Here is a 2,709-nt window from a genome sequence, read left to right as displayed (position 1 = left end):
GGCGCGGCGGGGGTCGCGGTCCCCTGCTGCCGGGCCGCGCCCCCCGCCCCCGGACCCCCGGGGCCGCGCCCCGGGGGGCGGGGCCGGGGGCCCCGCCCCGTATGGCCGGCGCCCGAGGCCGTGACTCCGGCAGGTGGCTCCGGTCAGAGGAGCTGGAAGGACCACTCCTGCTTCCAGCCGCCCTCGCAGCTCCACACCCCGAGCTGCTTGAAGTCGGAGTCGTGGGTGAGGCAGTCGTCGTCGCCGATCTGGACCCGGTACCTGCCGTTGCCGAGGCCGACGAACTCCCACTTCTGGTTGGCGGTGTCGCCCCACGCCTGCTGCTCGGCGACGTAGGTCTCGGGGTTCTCGGTGAGGTTGAACCCGAGGTCGTTGACGATCCGGTAGCGGTCCCCGCCCAGCGGCTTGATGGTCCAGGTGGACCCCTTCGCCCCCAGGATCCCGCCCACGATCGGCGAACCCCAGCTCGCGGTCTCGTTGGGGGCCGTCGCGCCCAGCCCGTTGGCGAGCTTCAGGAACAGCGGCCGCTCGGTCGGGATGTCGGAGGACGGCTTCGGCTTGGGCTTCGGGTCCGGGTCCGGCTTCGGGTCCGGCTTCGTCGGGGTGGTCGGGTCGGTCGGCGTGATCACGCCGCCGGACGTGGATTCGAGCACCCACCCCTGGTGCCAGTCCTGCTTGCAGGTCCACACGCCGAGCTGCTTGAAGTCGGCGTCGTGGGCGAGGCAGTCGTCGCCGGAGATCCGGATCTGGTACTTGCCGTTGCCGATCGCGGCGAGCTCCCACTTCTGCCGGGAGGAGTTGCTCCACGGCTGGAGTTCGGCCAGGTAGCCGCCGTTCTCGGTGAGTTCCAGCCCGTACGAGCTGGTGATCCGGTAGCGGCCGCCGCCCGCCGGGGCGAGCTTCCACTTGGACTCGTTGCCGCCCCGGAGCCCGGCGACGACCGACGCGCCGGCGGAGCCGTTGACCGGCACGGCGCCCAGGCCGTTGTCGAGCTTCAGGTACACCTCGGTGCCGGTGCCGCCGCCGGTGCCGCCGCCGGGCGTGGGCGGGGTGGTGGTCGGCGGGGTGCCGCCCCAGGCCCAGTTCTGGTTGGGCGCGTCCCGCCGGTCCTCGGAGCCGCAGGCCCAGGCCGCCACCGTGCTGCCGTTGGCGGTCCGGCCGCTGAAGTCGTCGACGCAGACGTCCTTGGAGCGGTCGTCCTGGTCGGTCATGTGCCGGAAGCCGCCGCCGGCCGACATGCTCCAGCGTTGTCCGGGGATCTCCAGGCAGTCCCACACCTGCAGCTTGGTCCCGTTCGCGGTCTTGTTGGCTTCCAGGTCGAGGCACTTGCCGTTGGCCGCCTGGAGCTTGTAGCCGTTGTACGTCCATTTCTGGGCGTCGCCACCGTTGCATTCCCACATCTGGACGGGGGTGCCGTTCGCGGTGCCGTTGCCACTGACGTCCAGGCAGGCGTGGTAGCCGGGGCCGCTGGAGTCGGGGGTCAGGCTGCCGGTCCTGGTGCCGTAGCCGGAGCGGGAGGGGAAGTGGACGGTGCGCACGTCGCCGTCGCACTTGTAGGGCCGCGCGGTGCCCGAGCGGCAGGTCCACGGCTCCTTCTTGACGGTGTCGCCGTCGTTGCCGGTGAACGCCCAGTTCAGGTAGCCGCCGTCGCCCCGGTTGCGGAAGGTCGAGTCCCCCTGGAAGACCCAGATCCGGAAGACGTCGTAGCCGGACGGCTCCTTCTTCTCCTTGTCCAGGAAGTGGTTGAGCTTGTAGGTGGTGTCGAGCAGCACCCCCCGCATGTCGGACTTGTACTCGTTCCGGAACCACTCGGTGTCGTACAGGTCGGTGCCCACGGTCTTGAACACCATGACGTTGAACCCCGGGAACTTCGCGCTCAACTTCGTCGCGGTGTTCTGGGTGAACTCGGCGTTGTCCAGCTTGTTGAGGTTGGCGGCGTCGTGCATCAGCCTGATCGTGTCGAAGGCGGAACTGATCAGCGCCGTCATGCAGTTGCCGCCGCCCGGCGAGGCCGGGGTTCCGCAGGTCTTGTCCACCGGGGCCGCCGCGGCGGCTGCCGCGGGCGCGGCCTGGGCCTGCGCGGTCAGGACGGAGACCACGGCAACGGCGGCGACCCCGCAGGCCAGGGCGCGTTTCAGGCGGGAGAGGAGGTGCAAGGTCGGAACCGTCTTTCTTCTCGGGGAAGTTGGATGGTGGCACCGGAAGTCCGCCGTCCCACGGCTCCTGACGCGATCCATATGACAAGATCAAGAAGCCTGACGCCTTTCACGCGCCACCCCGGTCGGCGAGCCCCGCGGACCGGCCTCGATCCCTGCGGCCCGGGCGAGCGGCCGTCAGGGAGTCGTCAGAGATTGGAGGACCCGCGAGGTGTCCACATCACCGGAGTTCCGCGGCTTCGATCTGGTCCGGCGCGGCTACGACCGCGAGCAGGTCGACCACTACCTCAGGGCCCTGTCCGGGGCCGTTTCACTGCCGCCCGTGCCGGCGTTCGAGATCAGGTGGCGGGGCTACGACCGCGAGCAGGTCGACGCGCGCATCGCGGACCTGCTGCGCGGCGGGGGCAACAGGGGCGGCAGGGCGTAACCCCACGCGGCGGGCTCGGCGGGGGGGGGGGGGGGGGGGGGGGGGGGGGGGCCCCCCCCCCCCCCGGGGGGCGCGCGGCGGACGACCCCCACACCCCCGACCCGCGCGGCGCCTGCGGGGGGGGCG

Annotated in this window: 2 protein-coding genes; one reads left to right on the top strand and one right to left on the bottom strand. The window is 71.7% G+C overall.

Annotation, left to right across the window (positions count from 1 at the left end):
• Positions 1 to 143: 143 nt before the first annotated feature.
• Positions 144 to 2,156: a ricin-type beta-trefoil lectin domain protein gene (locus ACFCY1_RS27020; protein ID WP_375876338.1), complete on the bottom strand. Its 2,013-nt coding sequence runs from the start codon at positions 2,154 to 2,156 to the stop codon at positions 144 to 146.
• Between the two features lie 211 nt (positions 2,157 to 2,367).
• On the opposite strand from ACFCY1_RS27020, the gene ACFCY1_RS27015 reads away from it, so the two are divergent.
• Positions 2,368 to 2,583: a hypothetical protein gene (locus tag ACFCY1_RS27015; protein ID WP_074005380.1), complete on the top strand. Its 216-nt coding sequence runs from the start codon at positions 2,368 to 2,370 to the stop codon at positions 2,581 to 2,583.
• Positions 2,584 to 2,709 lie beyond the last annotated feature (126 nt).

The organism is Kitasatospora sp. NPDC056273, from assembly GCF_042268845.1.
Classification (GTDB): domain Bacteria; phylum Actinomycetota; class Actinomycetes; order Streptomycetales; family Streptomycetaceae; genus Kitasatospora.
This window is presented reverse-complemented; position numbering and strand designations above follow the sequence as displayed.